General features: G+C 61.5%; 17 protein-coding genes, 4 tRNA genes and 1 pseudogene. 4 read left to right on the top strand and 18 right to left on the bottom strand.

The window, feature by feature from the left end; genetic code table 11:
• The first annotated feature begins 136 nt into the window (after positions 1–136).
• Together AACW30_RS18445 and AACW30_RS18440 are read left to right on the top strand one after the other, a co-directional pair.
• Positions 137–1,171, top strand: a complete 1,035-nt coding sequence (locus tag AACW30_RS18445) for an SIS domain-containing protein (RefSeq protein ID WP_442793551.1) — start codon at positions 137–139, stop codon at positions 1,169–1,171.
• Positions 1,172–1,320: 149 nt separating this feature from the next.
• Complete coding sequence (locus AACW30_RS18440) at positions 1,321–2,676, top strand: MFS transporter (RefSeq protein WP_200625580.1); 1,356 nt, start codon at positions 1,321–1,323, stop codon at positions 2,674–2,676.
• A 262-nt stretch (positions 2,677–2,938) separates the two neighbouring features.
• Here the strand turns inward: AACW30_RS18440 and AACW30_RS18435 are convergent.
• Positions 2,939–3,910: pseudogene (locus tag AACW30_RS18435) on the bottom strand (acyltransferase).
• Between AACW30_RS18435 and AACW30_RS18430 the strand changes: the two are divergent.
• Positions 3,860–4,009: a hypothetical protein gene (locus AACW30_RS18430; protein ID WP_339385060.1), complete on the top strand. Its 150-nt coding sequence runs from the start codon at positions 3,860–3,862 to the stop codon at positions 4,007–4,009. The pseudogene AACW30_RS18435 and the gene AACW30_RS18430 sit on opposite strands and share 51 nt — an antisense overlap.
• A gap of 249 nt (positions 4,010–4,258) precedes the next feature.
• On the opposite strand, the gene AACW30_RS18425 is transcribed toward AACW30_RS18430, so the two are convergent.
• Positions 4,259–4,335: transfer RNA gene (locus AACW30_RS18425), tRNA-Val, on the bottom strand.
• Between the two features lie 184 nt (positions 4,336–4,519).
• Between AACW30_RS18425 and AACW30_RS18420 the strand changes: the two genes are divergently transcribed.
• The gene (locus AACW30_RS18420; protein ID WP_106576691.1) at positions 4,520–5,803 is read left to right on the top strand and encodes an NAD(P)/FAD-dependent oxidoreductase; all 1,284 of its coding nucleotides are present in this window, start codon (positions 4,520–4,522) and stop codon (positions 5,801–5,803) included.
• A gap of 158 nt (positions 5,804–5,961) precedes the next feature.
• On the opposite strand, the gene AACW30_RS18415 is transcribed toward AACW30_RS18420, so the two are convergent.
• From AACW30_RS18415 to leuB, 16 genes are all read right to left on the bottom strand, one after another.
• Positions 5,962–6,038 (bottom strand) — tRNA-Asp (locus tag AACW30_RS18415).
• Between the two features lie 105 nt (positions 6,039–6,143).
• Positions 6,144–6,220 (bottom strand) — tRNA-Asp (locus AACW30_RS18410).
• Between the two features lie 55 nt (positions 6,221–6,275).
• Positions 6,276–6,351 (bottom strand) — tRNA-Val (locus AACW30_RS18405).
• 107 nt (positions 6,352–6,458) lie between these two features.
• Positions 6,459–7,223, bottom strand: a complete 765-nt coding sequence (locus tag AACW30_RS18400) for an SDR family oxidoreductase (protein WP_106576690.1) — start codon at positions 7,221–7,223, stop codon at positions 6,459–6,461.
• An 11-nt stretch (positions 7,224–7,234) separates the two neighbouring features.
• On the bottom strand, positions 7,235–8,446 hold the full coding sequence (locus tag AACW30_RS18395; RefSeq protein WP_099583998.1) for an O-succinylhomoserine sulfhydrylase: 1,212 nt from the start codon (positions 8,444–8,446) through the stop codon (positions 7,235–7,237).
• A gap of 65 nt (positions 8,447–8,511) precedes the next feature.
• Complete coding sequence (purF, locus tag AACW30_RS18390; protein ID WP_058426877.1) at positions 8,512–10,017, bottom strand: amidophosphoribosyltransferase; 1,506 nt, start codon at positions 10,015–10,017, stop codon at positions 8,512–8,514.
• 41 nt (positions 10,018–10,058) lie between these two features.
• Positions 10,059–10,616, bottom strand: coding sequence for a CvpA family protein (locus tag AACW30_RS18385; protein ID WP_003192538.1), 558 nt, complete (start codon positions 10,614–10,616; stop codon positions 10,059–10,061).
• A 255-nt stretch (positions 10,617–10,871) separates the two neighbouring features.
• The gene (locus AACW30_RS18380) at positions 10,872–11,549 is read right to left on the bottom strand and encodes an SPOR domain-containing protein (protein ID WP_200625574.1); all 678 of its coding nucleotides are present in this window, start codon (positions 11,547–11,549) and stop codon (positions 10,872–10,874) included.
• Positions 11,533–12,840: a bifunctional tetrahydrofolate synthase/dihydrofolate synthase gene (folC, locus tag AACW30_RS18375; RefSeq protein WP_200625573.1), complete on the bottom strand. Its 1,308-nt coding sequence runs from the start codon at positions 12,838–12,840 to the stop codon at positions 11,533–11,535. The genes AACW30_RS18380 and folC overlap by 17 nt, the downstream gene beginning before the upstream one ends.
• The gene (gene accD / locus AACW30_RS18370; RefSeq protein ID WP_106576687.1) at positions 12,837–13,757 is read right to left on the bottom strand and encodes an acetyl-CoA carboxylase, carboxyltransferase subunit beta; all 921 of its coding nucleotides are present in this window, start codon (positions 13,755–13,757) and stop codon (positions 12,837–12,839) included. Before accD ends, folC begins: the two co-directional genes overlap by 4 nt.
• A gap of 243 nt (positions 13,758–14,000) precedes the next feature.
• Complete coding sequence (locus AACW30_RS18365) at positions 14,001–14,633, bottom strand: phosphoribosylanthranilate isomerase (protein ID WP_169367230.1); 633 nt, start codon at positions 14,631–14,633, stop codon at positions 14,001–14,003.
• A gap of 64 nt (positions 14,634–14,697) precedes the next feature.
• On the bottom strand, positions 14,698–15,522 hold the full coding sequence (truA, locus tag AACW30_RS18360; RefSeq protein WP_106576685.1) for a tRNA pseudouridine(38-40) synthase TruA: 825 nt from the start codon (positions 15,520–15,522) through the stop codon (positions 14,698–14,700).
• Between the two features lie 234 nt (positions 15,523–15,756).
• The gene (locus AACW30_RS18355) at positions 15,757–18,351 is read right to left on the bottom strand and encodes a FimV family protein (protein ID WP_200625572.1); all 2,595 of its coding nucleotides are present in this window, start codon (positions 18,349–18,351) and stop codon (positions 15,757–15,759) included.
• Between the two features lie 161 nt (positions 18,352–18,512).
• Complete coding sequence (locus AACW30_RS18350; RefSeq protein ID WP_200625571.1) at positions 18,513–19,523, bottom strand: aspartate-semialdehyde dehydrogenase; 1,011 nt, start codon at positions 19,521–19,523, stop codon at positions 18,513–18,515.
• Between the two features lie 248 nt (positions 19,524–19,771).
• The gene (asd, locus tag AACW30_RS18345; protein WP_058412147.1) at positions 19,772–20,884 is read right to left on the bottom strand and encodes an aspartate-semialdehyde dehydrogenase; all 1,113 of its coding nucleotides are present in this window, start codon (positions 20,882–20,884) and stop codon (positions 19,772–19,774) included.
• Positions 20,885–20,948: 64 nt separating this feature from the next.
• Entirely contained in the window at positions 20,949–22,031 is a 1,083-nt protein-coding gene (gene leuB, locus AACW30_RS18340) for a 3-isopropylmalate dehydrogenase (protein ID WP_200625570.1), read from the bottom strand.
• Positions 22,032–22,039 lie beyond the last annotated feature (8 nt).

Here is a 22,039-nt window from a genome sequence, read left to right as displayed (position 1 = left end):
CCCTCGCCGCTGCGCACTTCACCCACGATGCGCCACTGTGGGGCGCCTTGAGCATGGCGATGGACGCGGCCGGGCTGAACGCCCTTGCGCAGCAACTGATCGCGGCCGGCAAGACCCTCGACGCGCCAGGAGTTTAATCATGTCATTGATGTTGAGTGAGACCTTGTCAATCCCGGCGATCGTGCAGCGCATGCTCGAGGATGACAGCGCGATCCATGCGCTGACCCGGCAATGGGCGCAGACGCTGCCCGAGTTGATGATCACCGTCGCGCGCGGCAGCTCCGACCATGCCGCCGCGTATTTCAGCTATGCACTGATGAGTCAGGTCGGCATCCCCAGCGTGTCGATTCCCCTGTCACTGGTCAGCTTGCAACAACCGCCGCTGCGCTTGAAGAACAGCTGGGTCGCGGCATTTTCCCAGTCCGGCAAAAGCCCCGACCTGATTGACAGCGTGCATTACCTGCATCAGCGCGGCGCGCATTCGGTGGCGCTGGTCAACACCGCCGACTCACCGCTGGCAGCCATGAGCGAGCATGAAATCCTGCTGCCTGCCGGCCTGGAACAGAGTGTGGCCGCCACCAAAAGCTACGTGGCGATGTTAATGGTCGGCGCCCAGGCGGTCGCCAGCCTGGCAGATGCGCTGGCCATCGACACCGGCCTGAGCGAGGCTCTGCAACACTTGCCGGGCCATCTGCATAACGCTGCTGCCGAGGACTGGTCGCCACTGCTTGGCATGCTCACAAACGCCGACAAAATGATGGTGATCGGTCGCGGCGCCGCGTTGCCGATAGCCCAGGAGGCCGCGCTGAAACTCAAGGAAACTTCCGGCATCCAGGCTGAAGCTTTTTCCAGCGCGGAAGTGCGCCATGGCCCGATGGAGATCATCGAAGAGGGCTACCCGGTGCTGGTCTTCGCGCCCAGCGGCCCGGAGCAACCGGGCACCCTGGCCTTTGCCGCGGAGATGCGCGCCCGCGGTGCCCGCGTGCTGGTGGTGGCGCCGCGCGGTACGGTTTGCGAAGGCCTGTTGCCCAGCGTGCCGACCGCACATGCGCTACTGGAGCCCTTCACGATGATTCAAGGGTTCTATCTGAGCGCAGCGCAGCTGGCTGTGGCGCGCGGGCGCAATCCGGATCAGCCGCGGTATTTGAAGAAGGTGACGCAGACGCGGTAATTCGAGCGTGCGGGCCCAGGGCTGACCCGGTATTGTCGAGTGCGATCGACCTTCACTGAAAAAGGCCAACGCCGGTGACTTCATCCGTTACACCTGTTTCAAGCGTGCAGACCCGTTTGATCGCCCTGGTGGTCGCCGTGACCTTTTTCATGGAGAACCTCGATGCCACCGTCATCGCCACCGCCTTGCCCACCATGGCGTCGGCGTTCGGGGTCACGGCGGTCGACATGAATATCGGCATCACCGCGTACATTCTTGCCGTGGCGATCTTCATCCCGTTGTCCAGTTGGATCGCCGACCGTTTTGGCGCACGTCGGGTGTTCGCCGCTGCGATCATCATCTTCACCCTGGCTTCGCTGCTTTGCGGGTTGAGCCAGAGCCTTGAGATGTTCGTGATCGCCCGCGTGCTGCAAGGCGTGGGCGGTGCGCTGATGGTGCCGGTGGGGCGCCTGGCGGTGCTGCGCAATACCGACAAAAAAGACTTGGTGAACATGATTGCGGTGATCACCTGGCCTGGGCTGGTCGCGCCGATTCTAGGGCCGGTGGTGGGTGGTTTGATCGTGACCCACGCAACGTGGCCGTGGATTTTTTACGTGAATCTGCCTCTGGGGATACTGGCCCTGGTTGCCGCTTTGTGGCTGGTGCCCAAGGGGCGCGAGGCCAGCGTACGGCGGTTCGACGCCAAAGGCTTTGTGCTGCTGGCCGGTGCGTGCGTGGCAGTGCTTGGCGGGCTGGAATGGCTGGGCAACCAGACCAGCGAAACGCTGACCCCGGGTTTTGTACTGGTGGCCACGGGCACGTTGCTCGCGGCATGGGCCGTGCGTCATTGCCGCCAGCATGCTGAACCGTTATTACCGCTTCAGACCCTGTCCATCGGCACCTTTCGCGTGAGTATTCTTGGCGGGTCGCTGTTCCGTCTCGCCATCAGCGCCCTGCCCTTTCTGCTGCCCCTGTTGTTTCAAGTGGGTTTCGGCCTTTCTCCGGTGGATGCCGGCTTGCTGGTGCTGGCGGTGTTTGCCGGCAACCTGGCAATGAAACCCTTCACGACGCCAATCATGCAACGCTTCGGGTTTCGCCCGGTGCTGCTGGTCAATGGCGCCATTGGCGTCGCATTGGTTGCCGCCTGCGCCTTGTTCACGGTGCAAACGCCGTTGCCGCTGATGGCGGCCGTGCTGTTCGTGGGTGGGCTGTCACGGTCGATGCAGTTTACTTGCTACAACTCAATCGGCTTCGCCGACGTCCCCAAGGCGCGGATGAGCGAGGCGTCGGCGCTGTTCAGCATGGCGTTCCAGCTGGCGATGGGTCTGGGGGTTTCCATGGCGGCGCTGTTGCTACGGGCGTCGATGGCCGTGCAAGGGCACGCCGTGCACGCGGCCGTCGGGGACTTTCGGGTGGCCTTCGTGGGCGTGGCGCTGCTTGGGCTCGTGGGATTGATTGACGTGTATCGTTTACCGGTGGGCGCCGGGGAAAGCGTGCTGAATCGCGCCAAAACGACGGGACCGTGAAGAATCCTGTTCCAGACCTATACTCAAATGAGCGGTGGCGCGTTTTGCGCACCGCTCACGGCAGTATTGCCGACCAAGAGGTAGCCGCTATGTACGCCGGACAAATGAATATGACGACAACAAATGGTGAAATACGCTGCCAGATGGTTGTTCAAATCATCTGCCTGTTGTCGGTTGCCACGCTGTTCTGCTGACCCATCAGTAATGCCTTTCAACCTCCGCTGCGCATAACCGCGCGGGGGCCGCATTCGCGCTGAGAATCTTAAATAATATGCCTCAAGGGTGTGAACAGGCGCGCAATGAATATCGGCACAAGTGTGATGAGGAAGACAGAGAAGACCAGCGCGGGAATTATCCAGAGCATCGAATGCCCTTCGATCAAAGGCCCATAGACGATGCTCAGTCTATTCATCACAAAGATATGCAAGCAGTACACACCCAGGGTAGAGCCCGCCAGAACATTCAAGACCTTGGCATGTCGGGCCAGGCGCGCGCCTAGTTCAACAAACAGGCGAAAGCCGAAAATAGAGCCGACCACGACAAAAGGCGAAAGGTAAGAGAAAAACAGTTGATTGGGCACGCCGTCGCGCAACGAAAACCCATACGTGGCCAACGCTGTGCACACCGCACAAATCAGAAATCCTGCGGCATCCACAAGCACGGTGGGCGCTTGCTGCGTCTGTATTCGATCAAACACGTAAGCCCCGAGAAACACGAACCCGCTTAACCCTGCAAAGGGCGACAGCCCGTATACAGAAGCCAGATCACCAACACCCGGATAAAAATAAGTCACCAACGGAATAACGCTGGCAACAACAAACCAGATGGATAAATAGATGAGTTTTTCCGCGTCGGTGGAATGTCGGTAGATCTTGGCCATGAACGGAATAAACAGGTAGATCCCAACCAGCGCGTATAAGTACCACAGGTGAAAATAAGCAGGGCCCTTGAACACCGAAACCATCGAGGCACTTAACCCGCCGTAATCACCCGTCAACCGCGTCTTCCACAGCACATAGAACACCGACCAGAAGATCAGCGGCGGGATAATTCTGATAAAGCGCTTTGTATAAAACGCCTTTACCCCTTCCTATCTGCCAAGCAACAGCGCCCCCGACAACATCAAGAAGAGCGGCGCACACGACCGGACGAGGGAGTCATACGCATTGAAATAAGCCCAGTCATGACCGAACGCAGCAACCCCGGTTGCGCAAACATGAAGAACAACGACCATGAAGCAAGCGATGATGCGGGTGAAGTCCAGTCCAGCACTCAGTTCTTTTCTCATTGTTCTTTTCGCGACCCTGTCACGCCACATTCGCTGGCAGCGTGATCAAGTTCGTCTGTTTTTGTGCGCACGAGAATAGCACGACGCCGCTCACTCGAACGCGCCCACACCGGTATAGGCGATTTTGAGTAAACCTCAACCACGTCCACGCAGCATGGGATCAGTAACGATGCACTCAGGGCAATTTGAACAAGAAGGCGGGCACCGGACGGGGCATTGGTAAATCGCAGGCAACAAAAAAGGGCCCACCTTTCGGTGAGCCCTTCCAGACCGCCCAGCAGAGCGGATTTTGTTTGGTAGGCGCGATTGGACTCGAACCAACGACCCCCACCATGTCAAGGTGGTGCTCTAACCAACTGAGCTACGTGCCTGCTGTGAGGCGGCATTCTACGGAATTCCGGAGGGGTGTCAACATCTTTTTTGCAGCTAACCCTATGAATATGCGAATTATTTATTTGCGCCGGGTGCACCGGTGATTTTCGGGTGGCTGGCAGGCAATTTTCAACTCAGGTAGGATCGGCGCACTCGTAAAAAATATAAAACAGAGGTTCCAGGATGGCGAACACCCCTTACCCCCAGTCGTATTACGCCGCGTCCGCGAATGCGGTTCCGCCTCGCCCGGTACTGCAAGGTGACGTCGAAACCGATGTGTGTGTGATTGGCGCCGGCTACACCGGCCTTTCCAGCGCGCTGTTTCTGCTGGAAAACGGTTTTCGCGTCACCGTGCTGGAAGCCGCCAAGGTGGGGTTTGGTGCGTCGGGCCGTAACGGCGGGCAAATCGTCAACAGCTACAGCCGCGACATCGATGTGATCGAGCGCAGCGTCGGCCCCAAGCAAGCGCAGCTGCTGGGGCAGATGGCGTTTGAAGGCGGCAGGATCATTCGCGAGCGCGTGGCCAAATATCAGATCCAGTGCGACCTGAAGGATGGCGGCGTGTTCGCCGCCCTCAACAGCAAGCACATGGGCCACCTGGAATCGCAAAAGCGCTTGTGGGAACGCTACGGGCATACGCAACTTGAGTTGCTGGACGAACGCCGTATCCGCGAAGTAGTGGCCTGTGACAACTACGTCGGCGGCCTGCTCGACATGAGCGGCGGGCACATTCACCCACTCAACCTCGCGCTGGGCGAAGCGGCCGCTGTTGAATCCCTGGGCGGCACGATCTACGAGCAATCGGCTGCGGTGCGCATCGAGCGCGGCGCGAACCCGGTGGTGCACACCGCCGAAGGCAAGGTCAGGGCCAAGTTCATCATCGTCGCGGGCAACGCCTACCTGGGGAACCTGGTGCCGGAGCTGGCGGCCAAATCGATGCCTTGCGGCACACAAGTCATCACCACAGCCCCGCTGGGGGATGAACTGGCCAAGACGCTGCTGCCGCAGGATTATTGCGTCGAAGACTGCAACTACCTGCTCGACTACTACCGCCTCACCCGCGACAAGCGCCTGATCTTCGGCGGCGGCGTGGTGTATGGCGCACGTGACCCGGCCAACATCGAAGCGATCATCCGCCCGAAGATGCTCAAGGCCTTCCCGCAGCTCAAGGACGTGAAAATCGATTACGCCTGGACCGGCAATTTCCTGCTGACCTTGTCGCGCTTGCCGCAGGTGGGTCGCCTGGGCGACAACATCTATTACTCACAAGGCTGCAGCGGCCATGGCGTGACGTACACGCACCTGGCAGGCAAGGTGCTGGCGGAGGCACTGAGAGGTCAGGCGGAGCGTTTTGATGCGTTTGCCGACCTGCCGCACTACCCGTTCCCGGGCGGGCAACTGCTGCGCACGCCATTTGCGGCGCTGGGCGCCTGGTATTACGGGTTGCGGGACAAACTGGGGTTCTGACCACGCAGCGGGAGCCGGCTTGCCGGCTCTTGCAGCAGAAAGCCAAATCGCAGAAACAAAAAACCCCGGTCTCTCGACCAGGGTCTTTGCTATCGGATCAAAGTCAGCCTAAGGCTTTCTTTGTGCTTCAAGGCGTTCAGTGGGCCTTGAGGCAGATATGGCGCAGCGGACGGGACTCGAACCCGCGACCCCCGGCGTGACAGGCCGGTATTCTAACCGACTGAACTACCGCTGCGTATCGCTTGACCGGCTGAGCGTAAACCCTCAACCGTCTTTAAACATCTGATCGATCAGCCTGGGCTGTTCAATCTCAAGCTCGACATGTCGAACCTGGAAAATATGGCGCAGCGGACGGGACTCGAACCCGCGACCCCCGGCGTGACAGGCCGGTATTCTAACCGACTGAACTACCGCTGCGCGTCGGTGCAACCTTTAACGTTGCGTCTTGCCCTAGGGCAAAACTCTCAAGAAGTGGTGGGTGATGACGGGATCGAACCGCCGACCCTCTGCTTGTAAGGCAGATGCTCTCCCAGCTGAGCTAATCACCCTTTGCTTCGTTGAGGCCGCGAAATTTACGCAGGTAGCGGACCTAAGTCAATAGCCTGCTTGAAGTTTTTCTGAAAAAGACAAAATTGCTTCAAGACGGCTATCTGCCCTACTCGCTGTAAATCATCTTCTTGCTCATGCCACCGTCCACCACAAACTCTTGCCCGGTGACAAACCCCGCCTGGCGCGACAGTAACCACGCCACCATCGCCGCCACGTCTTCCACCGTACCCACCCTGCCCGCCGGATGCTGGGCATGGTCGGCATCCGTCAACGGCTCGGCACGCCGGGCCGCCGGATCACGCGCATCGATCCAGCCGGGGCTGACGGCATTGACCCGCACCTCCGGCCCCAGGCTCATGGCCAAGGCATGCGTCAGGGCCAGCAGGCCGCCTTTGCTCGCCGCATAGGCCTCGGTGTCCGGCTCCGACTGACGCGCCCGGGTCGATGCCAGGTTGACGATGGCACCGCCATGGGCACGCAGGTACGGCGCGCAGTGCTTGGCCAACAGCATCGGCCCACTGAGGTTCACCGCAAGCACGCGGTTCCAATACGCCAGGTCGAGGCTTTCCAGGGTGATATTGCGCGGGTCGGCCACCGCCGCGTTGCACACCAACGCGTCCAGCCGCCCGAACTGCCCCAGTACTTCTGCGACACCCTGGGCCACTTGTTTTTCGTCGGCGACGTCCATGGTAATAAACCAGGCATTGTCGCCCAGCACCTTGGACACCTTGGAGCCACGCTCGCGGTCCAGGTCGGTCAACACCACTTGCCAGCCTTCGCTGATCAGCCACGCCGCGATCCCGAGACCAATGCCCCGCGCCGCGCCGGTCACCAGTGCGACGCGGCCGTTACCGACCGCCGCAGCATCCATGGACCACTCGATCACAAGGCCGCCAGCCCGCGGGCCAGGTCAGCCTGCAAGTCGGCCACATCTTCCAGGCCCACCGCGATGCGGATCAGGCTGTCGCGGATGCCGGCCGCTTCGCGCTCTTGCGGCGCCAGGCGACCATGGGAGGTGGTGCTCGGGTGCGTGATCGTGGTCTTGCTGTCGCCCAGGTTGGCGGTGATGGAAATCAAGCGAGTGGCGTCGATAAAGCGCCAGGCGCCCTCTTTGCCGCCCTTCACTTCGAAGCTGACCACGGCGCCGAAACCACGCTGCTGGCGTTGAGCCAATTCGTGTTGCGGGTGGCTCTTGAGGCCGGCGTAATGCACTTTCTCGATGCCATCCTGCTGCTCCAGCCACTCGGCCAGGGCCTGGGCATTGGCGCAATGGGCCTTCATGCGCAGGCTGAGGGTTTCCAGGCCCTTGAGGAAGATCCAGGCGTTGAACGGGCTCAGGGTCGGGCCGGCGGTGCGCAAGAAACCCACCACTTCTTTCATCTGCTCGCCACGCCCAGCCACCACGCCGCCCATGCAACGGCCCTGGCCGTCGATGAACTTGGTGGCCGAGTGCACGACGATGTCTGCGCCCAGCTTCAACGGCTGCTGCAATGCAGGCGTGCAGAAGCAGTTGTCGACCACCAGCATCGCGCCTTTGGCGTGCGCCACTTCGGACAATGCGGCGATGTCGACCAACTCGGCCAGCGGGTTGGACGGCGACTCGACGAACAGCAATTTGGTGTTGGCCTTGATCGCCGCGTCCCAACCGGACAGGTCTGCCAGCGGTACGTAGTCCACTTCAATACCGAAGCGCTTGAAGTACTTCTCGAACAGGCTGATGGTCGAACCGAACACACTGCGTGATACCAATACATGGTCGCCAGCGCTGCACAAGCTCATCACCACGGCGAGGATGGCCGCCATGCCGGTCGCCGTGGCCACCGCCTGCTCAGCGCCTTCGAGGGCCGCAATACGCTCCTCGAACGCACGGACGGTCGGGTTGGTGTAGCGCGAGTAAACGTTTCCCGGCACTTCACCGGCAAAACGCGCGGCAGCGTCGGCGGCGGTGCGGAACACATAGCTGGAGGTGAAGAACATCGGGTCACCGTGCTCACCTTCCGGGGTGCGGTGCTGGCCGGCGCGCACAGCCAGGGTATCGAAAGCTACGCCATCGAGGTCGCTGTCCAACCGACCGGCATCCCATTCCTGACTCATGCTGCGACTCCTTACTCAATTCTTTATTTAAGATACAAAACCGGCCCCTCAGGGCCGGTGTTTACTCAGTTGTTGTACAGATCGATGATCGCGCTGACCGCCTGGGTCTTGATCTTCGACGAGTCGTTGCGCGCCTGCTCGATCTTGTTCAGGTAGGCCTCGTCGACATCGCCGGTCACGTACTTGCCGTCGAACACGGCGCAATCGAACTGCTCGATCTTGATCTTGCCGCCGCCAACCGCTTCGATCAGGTCCGGCAGGTCCTGATAGATCAGCCAGTCGGCGCCGATCAGGTCGGCCACGTCCTGGGTCGAACGGTTGTGGGCAATCAGCTCGTGGGCGCTCGGCATGTCGATACCGTACACGTTCGGGTACCGCACAGCAGGCGCAGCGGAGCAGAAGTACACGTTCTTGGCGCCCGCTTCACGGGCCATCTGAATAATCTGCTTGCAGGTGGTGCCACGTACGATGGAGTCATCCACCAGCATCACGTTCTTGCCGCGAAACTCCAGCTCGATGGCGTTGAGCTTCTGGCGGACCGACTTTTTGCGCGCTGCCTGGCCCGGCATGATGAAGGTACGGCCGATGTAGCGGTTCTTGACGAAGCCTTCGCGGAACTTGACGCCCAAATGGTTGGCCAGCTCCAGCGCAGCGGTACGGCTGGTGTCCGGAATCGGGATTACCACGTCGATGTCGTGCTCAGGACGCTCGCGCAGGATTTTCTCGGCCAGCTTCTCGCCCATGCGCAGACGCGCCTTGTACACCGAAACGCCGTCGATGATCGAATCCGGACGCGCCAGGTAGACGTGTTCGAAGATGCACGGGGTGAGTTTCGGCGCCACGGCGCACTGACGGGTGTGCAGCTTGCCGTCTTCGGTGATGTACACCGCTTCGCCCGGGGCCAGGTCGCGGATCAGGGTAAAGCCGAGCACGTCCAGGGACACGCTTTCGGAGGCGATCATGTACTCGACGCCTTCGTCGGTGTGGCGCTGGCCGAACACGATCGGGCGGATGCCGTGCGGGTCGCGGAAACCGACGATGCCGTAACCGGTGACCATGGCCACGACCGCGTAACCACCGACGCAACGGTTGTGCACGTCAGTCACGGCGGCGAACACGTCTTCTTCGGTTGGCTGCAGCTTGCCGCGCTGGGCCAGCTCGTGGGCGAACACGTTGAGCAGCACTTCCGAATCGGAACTGGTGTTGACGTGGCGCAGGTCAGATTCGTAAATCTCCTTGGCCAGTTGTTCAACGTTGGTCAGGTTACCGTTGTGCGCCAGGGTAATGCCGTAAGGCGAGTTGACGTAAAACGGTTGAGCTTCGGCCGAGGTCGAGCTGCCCGCAGTCGGGTAGCGCACATGGCCAATGCCCATGTGCCCGACGAGGCGCTGCATGTGACGTTGATGGAACACGTCACGCACCAGGCCATTGTCCTTGCGCAGGAATAACCGGCCGTCGTGGCTGGTCACAATACCGGCAGCGTCCTGGCCGCGGTGCTGGAGGACGGTTAGCGCGTCATACAGCGCCTGATTCACGTTCGACTTACCGACGATACCGACGATGCCACACATGCGACGCAACCCCTACTTAATGAATCTTGACTGAACACTGCTTACTGAGGCGTTTTGGCCGGCAAGAGGTGTTCCTTGAACGGAAGATCAGCGGGTACGCTGATTCCGCTGGCCAGCCACTGACTGCTCCACCCCAGAATGAGGTTCTTGGACCAATCTGCAACCAATAGAAATTTTGGCACGAGTACCGACTCCTGCCACCACGAATCCTGCTGTACCGGCCCCAGGCTCAACAGCCCGACCGCCACGACCACCAGCAACGCGCCACGCGCAGCGCCGAAGGCCATGCCGAGAAATCGATCGGTCCCGGAGAGGCCGGTGACACGTATCAACTCGCCAATAAGATAATTGACCATCGCCCCCACCAGCAGCGTGGCGATGAACATGATGGCGCAGCCCGCGATGACGCGAGCCGAAGGTGTCTCGATGTAACCGGCCAGATAAACCGACAATGAACCACCGAACATCCAGGCTACGACTCCTGCGATGATCCAGGTCAGCAACGACAGTGCTTCTTTTACGAAGCCGCGGCTTAGACTGATCAAAGCGGAGATGGCGACGATTGCAACGATCGCCCAATCAACCCAGGTAAATGGCACAGTGCAGCCTACGTACGGATAAGGCGGCGCATTTTAGCAGAGCGCCGGGCTGTCGGTAAGCTGTGATTGCGGGCGCTTTGCAAATCAATGGGTTGAGTAGGGCGAAGGCCCCCTCAGGACCACCCAATACAATGTGGGAGGGGGCTTGCCCCCGATAACGATGGGTCATTATCAGAGAGGCTGACTGACCTACCGCCATCGGGGGGCAAGCCCCCTCCCACATTGAGTGCATTCCAAGCTGAAACGGGGGTGAAATCAGCCGCGCTCAGGCTGAAAACGCACCACAAAACCATTCAGGTTCTGCTGGCGACCCAGCAAGTCGCGCAGACGATCGGCCTCGGCGCGCTCGATCAGCGGCCCGATAAACACCCGATTCTTGCCATCGGCACTGCGGATATAAGCGTTGTAGCCCTGAGTGCGCAGCTTTTTCTGCAAGGCTTCGGCGCTCTCGCGATTGGCCAGGCTGGCGAGCTGGATCGACCAAGTGATCGGCAGACCATTGGGATCGATACGGCTTTGACCAACGTCCGGCTTGCCCGGGGCGGCAGGTTGCGGCGCAACCGGCTTGGGCGCTGGCGCCGGCGCGGCCGGTTTGGCGGCAACCACAGGCGCTGCCGGCACGGGCGCAGGTGCAGGTGCAGGCTTGACCACCGGCACACTCGGCTGCACCGGCATGCTCGGCGCCTGCTGCGCAGCCACATCCGCATCACTCGGCACACGCTCCTCAGGCAACGCCTGCGGCTCGGGCACCACCACCGGCTCGACCTGAACTTGCGGTACCGTCGGCGCCTGGGGCGCAGCCGGCGCCTCAACGACTACCTGGCGCTGCTCGTCCTGACGCGAAAACAGCATCGGCAGAAAAATCACCGCCAACGCCACCAACACCAGGGCCCCAACCATTCGCTGCTTGTATGCGCTATCCAGTAATGCCATGTGCAGCTTCCTCCGTGGAGCGCCGGGCCAACCACTCTAGCGCCTCGGCAACACAATAAAATGATCCGAACAACAGAATCTCGTCCTCGGCCGTGGCCACCGCACACTGCGCTTCAAGCGCGGCGGTGACGCTTGGATACGACGCCACCGATGCACCAAGGTTCTGCAAGGCCGTTTCCAATTCGGCGGCCGGCCGACTGCGCGGCGTATCCAGCGGCGCCACCGCCCACGATTGGACATCGCCGAGCAACGGCGCAACCACGCCGTCCAGGTCTTTATCGGCCAGCAGCCCAAACACCGCCAGGCGACGCCCGGCCGGAGGCGTACGCGACAGGCGTTGCGCCAGGTATTCGGCGGCGTGGGGGTTGTGCCCCACATCCAGCAGCAGGTTCAGGCGCTTGCCCTCCCACTCGAAGGTGCGACGATCCAGACGCCCGACCACCCGAGTGGCCAGCAATGTCGCGGCAATTTGCTCCGCATGCCACGGCAGATCCAGCAGCAGGTAGGCCTGCAGCGCCAGCGCAGCGTTTTCCATCGGCAGGTTCAGCAGCGGCAGATCATGCAGCTCTACCGCCTGCCCGCGCGCATCACGCCCACGCCATTGCCAATGTTGAGCACCGATGTCGAGATTGAATTCGCGGCCGCGCAGGTAAAACGGACAATCCAACTCGCGCACCTTGTCGAGCAAGGGTTGCGGCGGGTCCAGATCACCACACAGCGCAGGCTTGCCCTGGCGGAAGATCCCGGCCTTTTCATAGGCCACCGACTCGCGGGTATTGCCCAGGTAGTCGGCATGATCCACGCCAATGCTGGTGACCAGCGCCATGTCGGCATCCACCACATTGACGGTGTCCAGACGCCCACCCAGGCCGACTTCCAGAACAACCACATCCAATTGCGCACGCTCAAACAGCCAGAACGCCGCCAGGGTGCCCATTTCGAAGTAGGTCAGGGAAATTTCGCCGCGCCCGGTATCCAGTGCGGCAAAGGCTTCGCAGAGCTGCTCATCAGTGGCTTCGACGCCATTGAGCTGCACCCGCTCGTTGTAACGCAGCAGGTGCGGAGAATTGTAGACGCCAACTTTCAGCCCTTGGGCTTGCAGCAGCGCCGCGACAAAGGCACAGGTTGAGCCTTTGCCGTTGGTGCCGGTCACCGTGATCACGCGCGGTGCCGGCCGGCCCAACCCGAGGCGGGCCGCTACCTGTTGCGAGCGCTCCAGGCCCATGTCGATGGCTGACGGATGCAACTGCTCAAGGTAGGCGAGCCATTCGCCAAGGGTACGTTGGGTCATAGGTTTGCAGGCACCGGCGGTACAACGATCGGTTCGACTTTAGGCGCGACGTACACAGGCGTCGGCAGGCCCATCATTTGCGCCAGCAGGTTACCCAAGCGTGGACGCAGCTCGCCACGGGCGATGATCATGTCAATCGCGCCGTGCTCCAGCAGGAACTCGCTGCGCTGGAAACCTTCCGGCAGTTTTTCGCGAACGGTCTGCTCGATCACGCGCGGGCCAGCAAAGCCGATCAGGGCCTTGGGTTCGCCGACAATCACGTCACCCAGCATCGCCAGGCTGGCGGAAACGCCGCCATAGACCGGGTCAGTCAGCACGGAGATGAACGGAATGCCTTCTTCACGCAGACGCGCCAGTACCGCAGAGGTCTTGGCCATTTGCATCAGGGAAATCAGCGCTTCCTGCATGCGCGCGCCACCGGAGGCGGCGAAGCAGATCATCGGGCAACGGTTTTCCAGGGCGTAGTTGGCGGCACGTACGAAACGCTCACCGACGATGGCACCCATGGAACCGCCCATGAAGGAAAACTCAAACGCCGACACCACCACGGGCATGCCCAGCAACTTGCCGCTGACGGAAATCAGCGCGTCCTTTTCACCGGTCTGCTTTTGCGCGGCGGTGAGGCGATCCTTGTACTTCTTGCCATCGCGGAACTTGAGACGGTCAACCGGCTCCAGGTCAGCGCCCAGCTCGGCACGGCCATCGGCGTCGAGGAAAATGTCGATGCGGGCGCGGGCGCCGATACGCATGTGGTGGTTGCACTTGGGGCAAACGTCCAGGGTCTTTTCCAGCTCCGGGCGATACAGCACCGCGTCACAGGATGGGCACTTGTGCCACAGACCTTCAGGAACCGAGCTTTTCTTCACCTCGGAACGCATGATCGAAGGGATCAGTTTGTCTACTAACCAGTTGCTCATGCTTTCTTTCTCCAGTACCGGTGGCTTGAACACAGCCCCGCGTATGCCCTTGAGCTAAATTCATATGTGGCGATGACACAGACGGGACGGGGTCAGACGTTCGACCAGCCATTTCCTGCCCGTATCCTCAGCCTTCCAGACAACCCGCAGCGCGGGTTGCCACTACGTTTCCGGGCCTCCCGCAGGCGGCGCCGATGCTGTTTTACACAGTGGTAGTTATGGACGGCGGCAGACTGCGAGCCGTCACATCACACCATTGCTGTTGCGCACCGCTTGCATGAATGCGCGAATCTTGTGGTGATCCTTGATGCCCTTGCCCTGCTCCACCCCACCGCTGACGTCCACGGCGTACGGCCGAACCTGCTCGATGGCGGCTCCGACATTCGCGGGGTTGAGCCCGCCGGCGAGGATAATCGGCTTGCTCAGCCCCTCGGGAATCAGCGTCCAGTCGAATGCTTCGCCCGTACCGCCCGGCACGCCTTCGACATAGGTATCCAACAGAATGCCACGAGCGCCAGTATAGGCAGCACACGCGGCGGCGATGTCATCCCCGGCCTTGACGCGTAGCGCCTTGATATACGGGCGTTGGTAGCTTTCACACTCCTCGGGGCTTTCATCGCCGTGAAACTGCAGCATGTCCAGCTGCACGGCATCCAGGGTTTCGTTGAGCTCGCAGCGGCTGGCGTTGACGAACAAGCCGACGGTGGTCACGAACGGCGGTAACGCGGCGATGATTGCACGCGCCTGCAGCACATTCACCGCCCGTGGGCTCTTGGCATAAAACACAAAACCGATGGCATCCGCCCCCGCCTCGACTGCCGCCAGCGCGTCTTCTATGCGGGTGATCCCGCAAATCTTGCTGCGAACGGCTGACATGTCGTAGAAACCTCAGGGGTTGAACCGAGAAAGTCCCGGATGGTAACAAAAGCTATTCCGGGCGTCAGCCGCCAAGTTCGCTGAAACCTGTGAGGAAGTGTGGCCCGATGAAGCGATCCGGCAATTCGAACTCGTCGCGGTACTCCACGTCCACCAGATACAGGCCAAAGGGATGCGCCGTCACCCCACCTGTGCGGCGGATGCGACTTTCCAACACCTCTTTGGCCCACTCCACCGGGCGCTCGCCGGTGCCGATGGTCATCAACACGCCTGCAATATTGCGCACCATATGGTGCAGGAAGGCGCCAGCGCGGATATCCAGCACGATCATCTTGCCGTGACGGGTCACGCGCAAGTGATGGACTTCCTTGATTGGCGACTTGGCCTGGCACTGGCCGGCACGGAACGCGCTGAAATCATGCACACCGACCAAATGCTGCGCGGCTTCGGCCATGCGCTCGGCATCCAGCGGGCGATGGTTCCAGGTGATTTCCTGGTTGAGGTGCGCCGGACGGATCTGGTCGTTATAGATCACGTAGCGATAACGCCGGGCAATGGCCTTGAAGCGCGCATGAAAATGCGCAGGCATGACCTTGGCCCAAGTGACGCTGACGTCATGAGGCAAGTTGATATTGGCGCCCATCACCCACGCTTTCATCGTGCGCTCGGCCTGGGTGTCAAAGTGCACCACCTGGCCACAGGCATGCACACCGGCGTCGGTTCGCCCGGCGCACATCAGCGACACCGGCGAGTCGGCGACCTTCGACAAGGCGTTTTCGAGGGTTTCCTGCACCGTCAGCACACCCGAGGCCTGGCGCTGCCAGCCGCGATAGCGCGAGCCTTTGTATTCCACGCCCAGAGCGATGCGGTTAAAGCCTGCGGCCGCCATTTCGGCGGCCGCGTTATCTAGATTTGCCAAGAACTGAGAGCCCGATGAGTTGCGCAAAGGCGGCCATTATAAAGGCGGAGCACGCATGAGGGGCGCTTTTGTTGCGAGGCCACGCGCCAAACCAACTGTGGGAGCGGGCCTGTTCGCGAATGCAACGTGCCAGGCGCTCAATCCGCTAACCGACACGTCACGCTCGCGAGCAAGCCCGCTCCCACATTGGCGTTACACTCCTGTTCAGATTTTGCCGAGCATTTCCTTGGCTTCACCGCGCTGGGCTTCATCGCCCTCAGTCAGCACTTCGGACAGAATGTCGCGCGCGCCGTCGGCATCGCCCATGTCGATGTAGGCCTGGGCCAGGTCGAGCTTGGTGGCCACCTCATCGGTGCCAGAGAGGAAATCAAACTCCGGCTCATCAGCACCCAACGCCGCATCTTCGGCGGTAAAGGAAGGCTCGATCGGCGGATGCTCGAGGCTCTGGGACAGGCGATCGAGCTCAGCGTTGACGTCGTCCAGCTCGGATGTGAAGGCATCCGGCTTGGCGGCCGGCGGCGCTTGCGGTTCGTCAGCCAGGGACAGGTCGAAGTCTTCCGGCAGGTCGAAATCATCCAGTGCGGCAGGGGTAAGGGTTGGCGGCTCAACAGCCGGCACATCCTTCATCTGGTCTTCAAGGCCCGAGAGGAAGTCATCGTCCGATTGCGTGGACGACGGCGCGTCCAGCTGCAGGTCCAGATCGAAGTCCGACACATCATCCGGCGCGGGCTTGGCTTGCGTCTGGCGCTGCAGGACAGACTCGAAACTCGATTCATCCTTGGGGCTGACCACGGCCGGCGAAGCGGCTTCCAGATCGTCCAGGCTCAAGTCGAAATCCGTATCGAACGCGTCGGGTTCCGGCGCCGGCGCTGCCGGTTTGTCTTCAAGCAAGTTCTTCACGTATTGAGCGTCCAGCGCCGCCGCGGCCACCGCAGCGCTGACGCCCGCGGCCAACACGGCCATGGCCGGGAAGCGACTCTTGAGCTGCTCGACCTGGGCGTGGTTTTCGCCCGTGGCCACCAGTTGACGCTCTTGCGTGACGAAGCCGTCCTTATCGCTTTGCAGACCGTAGACTTCCATCAGCTTCAAGCGCAGGTCACTGCGCTTGGGCTCGCGCTTGATCGCCTGCTCCAACACATCGGCGGCCTGATTCAGGTGACCACGGTCGATATGGGATTGGGCTTGTGCGAGCGCATCGCTGGAATTTTCCGGGGCCACGGCGACGGCCAAAGGCGCCAGCACGGAAGCCACGCTCGGCACCACGACAGGCTCAACCACCGGGGCAGGCGCAGGCGCGGCCGCCAGCTTGACGTTCGGCGGCGGCACTTCCAGGCCTTCGAAGCTGTCCGGCGGCAGGTCGTGATCCACATTCGGCGAAAACTGTGGTTCTTCAGCCAGCGCCCGCGCCATACGCAGGTGCTTTTCCTCTTCGAGGCGGGCATTGCGGTGACGGGCCCACAGCAGCAGGAGCAACAACACCAGCAAGCCGGCAGCACCGCCGATGACCCCGAGGACAATCGGGTTGGTCAGCAGATCGTTGAATTTACCTTCGGTGCTGCTGGCCGGCGCGGCATCCGGCTTGATCGGCTCGGGCGTAGCTACCACGGCAGCCGGCGTCGCATCGGGCGCCGGCGCCGTCGATGCAGTCGCCGCAGGCTCACCTGGCAGCTGCGCCGGAATGGCTGCCGTCGTCGGCGCAGTGCCCGGCACTGCCGGGTTACCGCCCTGAGCCTGCAACTTGGCCAGTTGATCGTTTTTCAATTGAATAAGCTTTTGCAGCTTGTCCAACTGACTTTGCAGGTCGGCCGCGCGGCTTTTCAGCTCGGCATTGTCGCGGCGCGTGGTGTCCAGCTCTTCCTGGGTCATCGCCAGCTTGTCGCTCAATGCACGCCCGTCAGCGGCCCTGCCCTTGGCACCTTTCTTGGCGGACTCGGCCGACACCAGGCTCAAGTTGTCCTTGGCATTGGTGCTCGAGGGCGCATCGCCTGCCTGGGTGCGCCGAGTGGCGTCCAGTTGCTGCTTGCCGGCGGCCTGATTATTGGCCGTGCGACGGCCCTCGCGCCAGGCGGCATTTTGCGCAGTGACTTCGGCAATCGCCTCCGGCTGCGGCAGGCTGGTGGCTTGCTGGCGATCCGGAAGACGCAGCACCTGGCCGGTTTTCAGGCGGTTGATATTGCCGTCGATAAAGGCATCAGGATTGAGCGCCTGGATCGCCAGCATCGTCTGCTGGACCGACGCGCCGTTGCGGTTCTTCGCGGCAATTTCCCACAAGGTATCGCGAGACGTCGTGGTGTGCTGCGCAGCTTTGCTGACCGTGGGCGCCGTGCTGGCAGGTGCCGACTGGGTCGGCGCACTCAAGCGCGGTGCAGGTGCGCTGGCGGTCGGTGCCGGCTGCTCGAACTTGGCCGGGTCGAGCAGCACACTGTAGTCGCGCATCAGACGGCCGTTGGGCCATTGCACTTGAAGCAGAAACCGTACGTAGGAATCAGGCAGCGGCTTGCTGGAGGTGACGCGCACCACACTGCGGCCATTGGGGTTGATCACCGGGGTAAACGTCAGGTCATTCAGAAACGCCTGGCGATCCACGCCGGCGTCCACAAACGCCTGGTCAGACGCCAGGCTCGGGGTGATCTCGGAGGCAGTGAGGCCGCCGACATCGAGCAATTCGATTTCCACCGCCAACGGCTGGTTCAACTTCGACTTGAGGGTCATCTCCCCAAGCTGCAGCGCCTGCGCCATACCGGAAGACAGCGCCGAGGCGGCCGCTATTGCTAACACCAGTTTGCGAACTTGAACCATAGCCTCATCCTTTGTTTGAACACTCCCCGGCCTGCGAGAAGGTTGGTAACCGCTGCCATAAGGCATGGCGAGCCGATAGGTTACCGACGCGCTTCTGTTTCGCTTGGGGCCAAGCATAGCGCTTGGCTAGAATCAATCTACAAATTGCCGCCAAGTATCTTTTACACAAGGCCTTTTATCAACAACTGCGCCAGTTGCACGGCGTTCAATGCCGCGCCTTTGCGTACGTTATCTGACGTCAGCCACAGATTTAGTTCCGCCGGGTCGTCCACGCCCGCACGCACTCGGCCAACGTAGACCACATCCTGGCCGGCCGCATCCCCAACGGCCGTGGGGTAGTCGCCCTCTTCCACCAGCTCGATCCCCGGCGCTGCCTCCAGTGCACGGTTGACAGCGGCCAGGTCGACCGGCGCGCCCAACTGCAATGACACTGTCAGGCTATCGCCAAAAAACACCGGGGCTTGAACGCAGGTTGCGGAAATCTTTAGCAGAGGTGTTTCCAGCACCGCACGCAACTCGTGTACGAGGCGTTTCTCCAGGGCTGTATGACCCTGGGCGTCAGGCGTGCCGACTTGCGCCAGCAGGTTGAAGGCCATCTGCCGATCAAAGAACTTCGGCTCCAGCGGGCGCACGTTCAGCAACTCGGCGGTCTGCCGGGCCAGCTCGCTGACGGCCTCGCGGCCCTGGGCCGAAACGGCCAGGTTGGCAGTGACGCTGACGCGCTGGATCTCCAGCAGGCCGCGCAACGGCGCCAGAACCACCGCCAGGTTGGTGGCCGACGGACTCGGGCTGCCGAGCTGGAAGGGCTTTTTCAGACCCTTGAGAATATGCGCGTTGGCTTCCGGCACGACCTGAGGTGCCTGATCGGCCGGCAAGGCGCCGGAGAGGTCGATCACCGAGCAACCGGCCGCCGTGGCGCGTGGCGCGAAACTCAGGGTCACCGCCGGGCCTGCCGCGAAGAAGGCCAACTGGGCTTTTTTGAAGTCGAACTCATCAACTTCCTTGACCCGCACATTCTTGCCGCGAAACGGCACCGAGGCGCCGGCCGAGTTGCTGCCCGCCAGCAGATACAGGGTGCCTACCGGAAAATCCAGCTCTTCGAGAATCTGCACCAGGGTTTCACCCACGGTGCCGGTTGCACCGATCACGGCGATTTCAAAGGTCTGGGTCATGGTGGCTGCCTCGGGCATTGCGGGGGGAGCGGCACTTTACCGGGTGGTGGGAAGTGAGGCAATTGACCTGGGGTTGTTGGTGTGGCTGATGGCCTCATCGCCGGCAAGCCAGCGTCCACATTCAAACGCCTCCCAACGTTGAAATGCGATCGAATGTGAGAGTGGACTTGCCCGCAAAGAGGCCCTGAAGGGCAATAAAAAACCCGCGCCTGTCACCAGAACGCGGGTTTCCTACTCACCAGCAGCGATCAACGCTCCAGCAAAATCCGCAGCATGCGACGCAGCGGTTCAGCCGCGCCCCACAGCAGTTGGTCGCCGACGGTGAACGCGCCCAGGTACTGAGTGCCCATGTTCAGCTTGCGCAGACGGCCAACCGGCACATTCAGGGTACCGGTGACCTTGGTCGGGCTCAGCTCCTGCATGCTGATGTCGCGGTTGTTCGGCACCAGCTTGACCCATGGGTTGTGCTGGCTGATCAGCCCTTCGATATCGGCGATCGGCACATCTTTGTTCAGCTTGATGGTCAGCGCCTGGCTGTGGCAGCGCATGGCGCCGATGCGCACGCAGATGCCGTCCACCGGGATCGGGTTTTTGAAGCGACCGAGGATCTTGTTGGTCTCAGCCTGGGCCTTCCACTCTTCGCGGCTCTGGCCGTTCGGCAATTCCTTGTCGATCCACGGGATCAGGCTACCGGCCAAAGGCACGCCGAAGTTTTCGGTCGGGTAGGCATCGCTGCGCATGGCTTCGGCCACACGACGGTCGATGTCGAGGATCGCGCTGGCAGGGTCAGCCAGTTGATCGGCAACGGCCGCGTGGGTGGCACCCATTTGCTTGATCAGCTCGCGCATGTTCTGCGCGCCGGCGCCGGAGGCCGCCTGATAGGTCATGGCGCTCATCCACTCGACCAGGCCGGCTTCGAACAGGCCACCCAGGCCCATCAGCATCAGGCTGACGGTGCAGTTGCCGCCTACATAGTTCTTGGTGCCAGCGTCCAGCTGCTGGTCAATAACCTTGCGGTTCACCGGGTCGAGGATGATCACGGCGTCGTCCTGCATGCGCAGGCTCGAGGCGGCGTCGATCCAGTAACCCTGCCAGCCGGCTTCGCGCAGCTTGGGGAAGACTTCGCTGGTGTAGTCGCCACCCTGGCAGGTCAAAATCACGTCGAGGGTTTTGAGCTCTTCAATGCTGTAGGCGTCTTTGAGCGGAGCAATATCCTTGCCCACGGACGGCCCTTGGCCACCCACGTTCGACGTGGTGAAAAACACCGGCTCAATAAGATCGAAATCCTGCTCTTCCAGCATCCGCTGCATGAGCACGGAACCGACCATACCGCGCCAACCGATCAGACCTACACGTTTCATCGCAACTACACCTTGTTAAAAAGTGGGCCGCCTTGCAGCAACAACTGCAAGCGGGCCCGAGAGATTACAGATTCCGCAGCGCGGCGACTACTGCGTCGCCCATTTCTTGCGTCCCAACCTTGGTGCAACCCTGCGACCAGATGTCGCCGGTGCGCAAACCCTGGTCCAGTACCAGGCTCACAGCCTTCTCGATTGCATCCGCCGCTTCACTCAGGTTGAAGCTGTAACGCAGCATCATCGACACCGACAAGATGGTCGCCAACGGGTTGGCAATGCCTTGGCCTGCGATGTCCGGCGCCGAACCGTGGCACGGCTCGTACATGCCCTTGTTGTGGGTGTCGAGCGACGCCGACGGCAGCATGCCGATGGAACCGGTCAGCATCGACGCCTGGTCGGACAGGATGTCGCCGAACAGGTTGTCGGTGACGATCACGTCAAACTGCTTGGGTGCACGCACCAGCTGCATGGCGGCGTTGTCGACGTACATGTGGCTCAGTTCGACGTCCGGGTAGTCCTTGGCCACTTCTTCGACGATTTCGCGCCACAGCTGGCTGGAGGCCAGTACGTTAGCCTTGTCGACCGAGCAGACCTTCTTGCCACGCACGCGGGCCATGTCGAAACCGACACGGGCGATACGGCGGATCTCGCTCTCGCTGTACGGCAGCGTGTCGTAGGCCTGACGCTCGCCATTTTCAAGGGTGCGCACGCCGCGTGGCGAGCCGAAGTAGATACCGCCGGTCAGCTCACGCACGATCAGGATGTCCAGGCCCGCCACCACTTCCGGCTTGAGGCTCGACGCATCGGCCAGTTGCGGGTAGAGAATCGCCGGGCGCAGGTTGCCGAACAGGCCCAGTTGCGCGCGGATTTTCAGCAGGCCGCGCTCCGGGCGGATGTCACGCTCGATCTTGTCCCACTTCGGGCCGCCCACGGCGCCGAGCAGTACGGCGTCGGCTGCATGGGCGCGGTCCAGGGTTTCGTCGGCCAGGGGCACGCCGTGCTTGTCGATGGCGGCGCCGCCGATCACGTCGTGGCTCAACTCAAAGCCCAGGCTGTACTTGCTGTTGGCCAATTCCAGGACTTTGACCGCTTCGGCCATGATTTCCGGACCAATACCGTCGCCAGGAAGAATCAGAATCTGCTTGCTCATGCGTTCCT

It is taken from the genome of Pseudomonas sp. MF6747, from assembly GCF_963890955.1.
Lineage (GTDB): Bacteria > Pseudomonadota > Gammaproteobacteria > Pseudomonadales > Pseudomonadaceae > Aquipseudomonas.
This window is presented reverse-complemented; position numbering and strand designations above follow the sequence as displayed.

Bases quoted from the DNA above. Each gene is read 5' to 3' on its own strand.
- AACW30_RS18440 (WP_200625580.1), top strand. From the start codon at position 1,321: ATGGAGAACCTCGATGCCACCGTCATCGCCACCGCCTTGCCCACCATG.
- AACW30_RS18430 (WP_339385060.1), top strand. From the start codon at position 3,860: ATGACCGAACGCAGCAACCCCGGTTGCGCAAACATGAAGAACAACGAC.
- AACW30_RS18420 (WP_106576691.1), top strand. From the start codon at position 4,520: ATGGCGAACACCCCTTACCCCCAGTCGTATTACGCCGCGTCCGCGAAT.
- AACW30_RS18400 (WP_106576690.1), bottom strand. From the start codon at position 7,223: ATGGATGCTGCGGCGGTCGGTAACGGCCGCGTCGCACTGGTGACCGGC.
- AACW30_RS18395 (WP_099583998.1), bottom strand. From the start codon at position 8,446: ATGAGTCAGGAATGGGATGCCGGTCGGTTGGACAGCGACCTCGATGGC.
- purF (WP_058426877.1), bottom strand. From the start codon at position 10,017: ATGTGTGGCATCGTCGGTATCGTCGGTAAGTCGAACGTGAATCAGGCG.
- AACW30_RS18380 (WP_200625574.1), bottom strand. From the start codon at position 11,549: ATGGCATTACTGGATAGCGCATACAAGCAGCGAATGGTTGGGGCCCTG.
- folC (WP_200625573.1), bottom strand. From the start codon at position 12,840: ATGACCCAACGTACCCTTGGCGAATGGCTCGCCTACCTTGAGCAGTTG.
- accD (WP_106576687.1), bottom strand. From the start codon at position 13,757: ATGAGCAACTGGTTAGTAGACAAACTGATCCCTTCGATCATGCGTTCC.
- AACW30_RS18365 (WP_169367230.1), bottom strand. From the start codon at position 14,633: ATGTCAGCCGTTCGCAGCAAGATTTGCGGGATCACCCGCATAGAAGAC.
- truA (WP_106576685.1), bottom strand. From the start codon at position 15,522: ATGGCGGCCGCAGGCTTTAACCGCATCGCTCTGGGCGTGGAATACAAA.
- AACW30_RS18355 (WP_200625572.1), bottom strand. From the start codon at position 18,351: ATGGTTCAAGTTCGCAAACTGGTGTTAGCAATAGCGGCCGCCTCGGCG.
- AACW30_RS18350 (WP_200625571.1), bottom strand. From the start codon at position 19,523: ATGACCCAGACCTTTGAAATCGCCGTGATCGGTGCAACCGGCACCGTG.
- asd (WP_058412147.1), bottom strand. From the start codon at position 20,884: ATGAAACGTGTAGGTCTGATCGGTTGGCGCGGTATGGTCGGTTCCGTG.
- leuB (WP_200625570.1), bottom strand. From the start codon at position 22,031: ATGAGCAAGCAGATTCTGATTCTTCCTGGCGACGGTATTGGTCCGGAA.